General features: G+C 50.0%; 8 protein-coding genes. 2 read left to right on the top strand and 6 right to left on the bottom strand.

Annotation, left to right across the window (positions count from 1 at the left end; genetic code table 11):
• The 3 genes from NIG5292_RS14020 to NIG5292_RS14010 all read right to left on the bottom strand — a co-directional run.
• Positions 1-729 (bottom strand): hypothetical protein (locus NIG5292_RS14020; protein ID WP_048600162.1); only part of this gene is annotated, 729 nt, incomplete at its 3' end.
• The gene (locus NIG5292_RS14015; protein ID WP_048600161.1) at positions 729-1,367 is read right to left on the bottom strand and encodes an AAA family ATPase; all 639 of its coding nucleotides are present in this window, start codon (positions 1,365-1,367) and stop codon (positions 729-731) included. The genes NIG5292_RS14020 and NIG5292_RS14015, both read right to left, overlap by 1 nt.
• 75 nt (positions 1,368-1,442) lie before the next feature.
• On the bottom strand, positions 1,443-2,261 hold the full coding sequence (locus tag NIG5292_RS14010; protein WP_048600160.1) for a hypothetical protein: 819 nt from the start codon (positions 2,259-2,261) through the stop codon (positions 1,443-1,445).
• A 226-nt stretch (positions 2,262-2,487) separates the two neighbouring features.
• Between NIG5292_RS14010 and NIG5292_RS14005 the strand changes: the two genes are divergently transcribed.
• Entirely contained in the window at positions 2,488-3,213 is a 726-nt protein-coding gene (locus NIG5292_RS14005) for a hypothetical protein (RefSeq protein ID WP_143082030.1), read from the top strand.
• Positions 3,214-3,458: 245 nt separating this feature from the next.
• On the opposite strand, the gene NIG5292_RS14000 is transcribed toward NIG5292_RS14005, so the two are convergent.
• Both NIG5292_RS14000 and NIG5292_RS13995 read right to left on the bottom strand, forming a co-directional pair.
• Positions 3,459-3,791 carry a DUF3768 domain-containing protein gene (locus NIG5292_RS14000; protein ID WP_306372347.1) on the bottom strand — a complete coding sequence of 111 codons (333 nt, stop codon included), beginning with the start codon at positions 3,789-3,791 and terminating at the stop codon, positions 3,459-3,461.
• Entirely contained in the window at positions 3,778-4,242 is a 465-nt protein-coding gene (locus NIG5292_RS13995) for a hypothetical protein (protein ID WP_048600158.1), read from the bottom strand. Before NIG5292_RS13995 ends, NIG5292_RS14000 begins: the two co-directional genes overlap by 14 nt.
• Before the next feature lie 211 nt (positions 4,243-4,453).
• Here NIG5292_RS13995 and NIG5292_RS13990 point away from each other — a divergent pair, with 211 nt between their 5' ends.
• Positions 4,454-5,056: a class I SAM-dependent methyltransferase gene (locus NIG5292_RS13990; protein WP_048600157.1), complete on the top strand. Its 603-nt coding sequence runs from the start codon at positions 4,454-4,456 to the stop codon at positions 5,054-5,056.
• A gap of 249 nt (positions 5,057-5,305) precedes the next feature.
• Here the strand turns inward: NIG5292_RS13990 and NIG5292_RS14985 are convergent.
• Positions 5,306-5,783, bottom strand: a 478-nt coding sequence (locus tag NIG5292_RS14985; RefSeq protein ID WP_048600156.1) for a hypothetical protein, incomplete at its 5' end; no start/stop codon positions are given.

Genomic DNA, 5,783 nt, shown 5'->3' with positions numbered 1-5,783 from the left:
AGGCGTGCTCACTGCCACTTGATGCTGTGCCAATTGCAGATGATTGACCAAGGGCGAGAAATCCCCCGCCATCTTGAGCAGTACTCTGTACTTGGCGAAGTCATACAAGTGCACTTGATCGATGGCGGGCAAGATTACCTGCAGCTGTTTTACTAAATGTGCAAACTGAGGTTCCGCTATGAAAGCACTCAGCCGTGTCCAAAAATGCTCAAGCCAAGGCAGTAGCGCCACAAACTCAGCAAAGCGCTCTTGTGCCAGGTCACGAAGGTGGCTTTCGTAAAAGCCAGCCAATTCGAAGTCTTTGTGTTCAGCTTTGTTCGAAACATAGAGGGCGTGATCAAGTGCGCCTAAGACAACAGCTGGCGCTGCATACGTCGCTGTCAGCTCTTCTAATGCACCGTCAAATAGGGCTGATCGTCCATTAAGAGTAAAGTAGTCGTGAACGTTATCAGCAAAGCGAAACGTCGACTGCAGCTTTACAAGATACACCTCGTCGTCGATCTTTTGCATCAAGCTGTTGGGTCTTAAAATGATCTTGCTGTCAAAAGGTATCTTAGAAACAGCGCTGTCCAGCTCACAGGCGTAATCACGGTTATCAAGGTCAGCACGTGAAGCAGGCACCTCCTCTTCAACAATATGCCACAACCGCACATCGTATTGGTTTGCGATCAGACAGGTTAGATAAAGTGCCGCTATGCACTGATTGTATGTATCTAGTTCTTTGATCATCACACTGCCGCCTGTGTTGTCATGACTGTCTCTTCAATGAGATCGATCAGGTCACGTGCACTGCCGTGGAAGTTCTGCAACATCTGCACAACGTCACCTAGCGTCGGGTGCAACCCTTCGGCCTCAAGAATGGCTTTAGTACGATCAACCCAATCGAGGTTGCTGGGTGGGTCCAAATCAATCACCCGGAACCTGCTGAGCAGCGCGCCCATGATGCTGCTCTTGTGATTGGTTGTTGCGACAAAGCGGATTAGATGCCGCTTGCTGTCCATAAAGTCCCGAAACACAGGCTGCACGGCGCGCAGGTCAAACGTATCAATCTCGTTGATTACAATCAGTGCTTTGTCTGGATTGCCAAACATCTGATAGTTCGCCTCAGACATGATGACGTCGTTGTACGACTTGCCCAGTGTTGCGCCGTTGTGCTCCCAATGCATGTGCTGAATGTTGTTGTTTGCGAAATAGCTTTGGGCAATCACGCGGGCTGCTTCTGTTTTACCTGCGCCAGGTGGCCCTGCTAGCAGCAGTGGCTTGGAGGGTGGTTGGGTGCAGTATTGCTGAATAACCGCTGCGTTCAACGGATCCGCGATTACAAGATCTGCAAAGCTGCGCGGCAGGTGTTTGAGGTCAAATGACATTGATGCCTCCTGATGTAGAAATGAGAGAAAGATGGGGCAGCGTGCATGCTGCCCCACTTGGTGAGCTGTCAGGAGTTAGCCGTAGGTATGATTTGCTGCGCCGTTTGTACGCACGCTACCGCCAGACAGGGTGACTTGCGCACCTGAGCCCACGCGGATCATTTTGGAGGCAAACTCACGCACATCACGGGCACGTTTGGTTGCCAGATCGCCTGCATCTAGCTTAGCCAGGCTTTCTTGTGTGCGCTGATCAAGGTCTTTGCCTGATGAGACCAACACAGCATCAATAATGCCTGCTTCATTGCAGCCGTAGACCACAGTGCCAGTACCGTCGTCATGACAGCGCACAAGAGCCACTGCATAATCTTCTTCATAATCTGTATTTGCTTGAATGAAGCTAGGCAGTTCAAACGTAGACACGCCCACTTGCACTTCTTGCAGACCTTCAAGGGCCAGCTTGCGGTAGTCTTCTTTGGACATTGTTGCCTTCTTTGTCGCCGTTGGCACCCGGCGTACTTCTTCGATACCACCACATTCTTGCACATAGCTGGTAAAGCTTTGGTCTGGTCCCTTCATATCGTGGGCGATAGCAACAACGCGAGCATAGGCTTCTTCGCGGCGTCCCTGCCCCGCAAACACATAGCGGATTACTTTGAGTGCCAAGCTCGTATTTGCTTGGGTTTTAACCTCAAGGTCCGTGAGTAGCGCAGCAAAGGCGCGGCGCTTACCAACCTCTGCTTTGAGTTCAGCATACATGGCATACACACCTTCGAGGATTGCATAGAGCTCGTCGTTTGATGCGCGCAGGGTGCCTTCTTCCCAGGTGACACGGGCAGTGTGCATTGCCTCCAAACGTTTATGGATATCGGTTTTGATTTGAGATTGAACAGACATGGTTCTTCCTTTTGATTGGTGCTTGCAGCTATCTGCACAGCGTTGAGTAAAAGCCCAAATCCCTACGAACAGCGTTCAAAGGAAGCAGAGGGCCACAGCATTTACGTTTCATGCTGAGACTCGTTTAACCCAAGAAGCGCCCTAGGTTTTGACTCCAAACGCATTCAACGGAGACGGAGTCATACCCAAAGATTGGGCACATACAGGCGCAGAAGCGCTTAGCTTTGTGACGGCTCCGCCCAATCACGCAGGGATTGCGTACACTCGTTTCAAAGGCCAGAGGAACCTGCCCTATAAGGAAGCTGAGCCCTATAAATCTTCTCTTTACTACTGGTGGTGGGCATTTCTTCGGCGCAACAAGCAATACAGAAACACCTGCGGTAAGTTTGGGGCAGGTAAAATGGCTCACCTTTATCGAGATTTTGGCGACGTCTTCGATGGCACATTCTTGGAATGGTGGGATGATCATCAGAGCCTATTTGCAGAGCAAAGCTTTGTAGGGGAACACAATGATAATCACGGCAAACTAACGTATCAAATTGACCCTTCTCGCCCTCTACATCACATACAAGAAGAAGTAAAAGCACTCCACATGCGCGCCCAGGCAATCATGCCTGCTGGTAGATCAACCGTCACATCTACTGCCCAGTACCCAATATACACTAATGTGTCTGCTCATACCTTGCACCGGGTAATAAGCGTATGGGATCTAAAGCAAACACACCCAACAGACAGCGCTTATGATCTGGGCATCTTGGCGGGATTGCGTCCAAACTTGATGTCTTTGTCTAAGTATGGAGCAACACGCACATCAAAGGCTCTCGAGATTGAACGCCACAACAAGCGTGCACGGATCAGCATTTCCAATCAAACAAATCGATATTTGCGCACAGCGGAGCAATATATCCATAATGTTGGGCACGGAGAGTTCCCCAAAGCTCTGCGCAGGTGAAATTGCGCCATTGATTTAATTGGATAAAAAGCCAAACACGCTGTTTGAAAACGCCATGTTTGAGTTTTTTAGCAAACACGCTGTTTGCAACAGGAGTGTTTGGGTATTTGCAAATAAACGCCGTGTTAACACTGCATGTTGAAACACCGTGTTTGCTCGAAACTATGCTGCGGCGTGACCGTCAGTGCCGACTTTGTGAGGGGCAGAAGTGCTGTGTTTGTGTTGAGCTCGTCTGTGAGTGGGCTTCAATACTCATCTGCCAGCATAATTGTCAGCACCCGTGCAGTCACAGCAGGATCGCTAGGGTCTGGCGAATGCATGGTTAGGTCCACATCCAAGTAGCCAAACTTCCAAAACACCGTTTGCCCCGCATGATGGATAGATCCAAAGTCGTGCTCCTCGTAGGGATCATTGTCGGGCGTGAAGGCATCAAAGCGGCGTACTTGGTCCAGCACTGATGGCACGTCATCTAATGCCTGCACGCCTTGGGTGATGATAACACGGCACCCTGTGAATGAACGCCGTGCATGATCATTTAGTGCCCTGATTGTTGCAGCATCAACTTCAGGCATTGGCATTTGCAGCAGCCTTGGCTGCCCCTGGCTTAATGCGTGGTTGCCGCTCTGCCACCTTGGTAATAGCCGCATCCAGCTCCCCCGCAGCTGCTGCATTTAGGAAGGCATCGAGCACGGCTGCCACCTCATCTAATGACTTCACAAACACCGCGTTGTTGGTACCATCAGCTGCAATCACACGTGCTCCATAACGACACTGCACATACCAGCCACTGTCTTGCGCAAAGAACCACGGACGCACTGTGCGCATGGCTTTGACGGCCACACGTTCACCTTGTTCATTGGTCATCCACTTGTGTCGTTCAACGCGGTGATCTTCTTTCTTGAGTGCTGCGGCATGCACCAGCTTTTGCTCTTTGAGCCCTGCTACAAGTTTATCACGTCGCGCTATGATGGGATCGCGTTTTACACTGCGATCTACTGTCTTGAATGTAAGCTTTGCGAGATGTGTCATATCCGCTCCTTGCTGTTTGGTTACAGCTAAAGCGTATGTTCAGACCTAATGCAGAGCTACCGAAAAGGCAGTCAAGTGACTGATTATATCTGATAATATGAGATTTTGAGGGGATCTATGCATAGATCCTATTGAGAAACTGGTGCGACTAACCACTCGCAATACAATGCTTGGGCTGATAAACTCAGACAGAGATATTAGGAGCCATACGATGAACCAATGGGACCAACGCTTTGAGGCAGATGAGTATGTTTTTGGCACAGAACCTGCAAAAGCACTGCTCAAGCTAGAGCCGTATCTTGTTCCTAATGGCACGACGCTTGTCGTAGCTGACGGTGAAGGCAGAAACTCTGTGTATCTCGCCAGCAAAGGCTTCAAGGTCACGGCGACTGATTATTCAAAAGTTGGCGTAGATAAAGCGAGGCGTTTGGCTAGGGATCGCATTGTGTCCGTGCATTATGTGGTTGAAGATATTTTCGACAGAGACTGGGGCTCAGAGCAATACGACAATGTCGTCGCAGTGTTTATCCAATTTGTTCCCCCAGCACAGATGACCGAAGTGCTGACTGGCCTAGCGACATCTGTTAAACCCAATGGAACTTTGCTGGTTCATGGCTACACGCCCGCGCAAGTAGAGTTTGGTACTGGTGGCCCACCCAATGCCGAACACATGTATACAGAAGCTCTGCTGCGCGAAACTTACCAGAACTTAGACATTCAAGTATGTGAAGAATACATAGACACACTGAATGAGGGACGTGGACACAGCGGAAAGTCTGCTTTGATTGACTTTGTCGGGAACAAAAAAGCGTAAGTGATTAAGCGCATGGCACCGATCCCTCGCCCATAAAAAAACCGCCTAACGGTTTACTCCGCTGACGCTGTGTTTAGCTCTTATGTCTCTGTCTGTTTGATCTTCTTCGTTTGAGCCTTTGTTGATGTTCTGTGTTCTTTTGAACCTTCGTTAGTTTGAACAACAGCTCGTGAACAAGGATGTACCAAGACCTGCGCCTTTGGCATCTGTGTTGTTCAAGCTGCTCAGGTGTTTGCTGCGCGAAGGGGCTTAGCCACGCTCCATCATCTGCAAATCACCGCTTGCCTCATATTGTGCCTTTTGATCGTTTAATGCCTGTTGTGCCTGCTGTAGCCAGAGTGGGCTGGCTGCCCGTGTAATACGATGTGCTTGTTGTTGGGTGTAGTTGTCGTTGGGCGCAAAGTTTAACTGTGCATTATCCCAGCAAAGGTTGTCTGAGATTGTGTCACTGCCCATGCGCCAGTATTCGTGAGTGACATAGCTTGTCACAGCTGCACGGTCTTTTACGGGCATGATCCAGTTCTTTGCCAATGGCGCTGTTTGCGCATGATGCTGCGCCCAGACTGCGTTGAGCAAACAGCATGTCTGTTCCGTGTCCTGCAGTGGGCTTGGCATTACGAAGTGAACATGGAAGTTCTCGTGATCCGCGCCCTCATGTGCAAAGCACCAGCGCGGCACTCGCATGTTCTGACGCTCAGCAGCTTTGCCGTAGATCACGCGATCCACT

The organism is Nereida ignava, from assembly GCF_001049735.1.
In the GTDB taxonomy this organism is placed as follows: Bacteria; Pseudomonadota; Alphaproteobacteria; order Rhodobacterales; family Rhodobacteraceae; genus Nereida; species Nereida ignava.
This window is presented reverse-complemented; position numbering and strand designations above follow the sequence as displayed.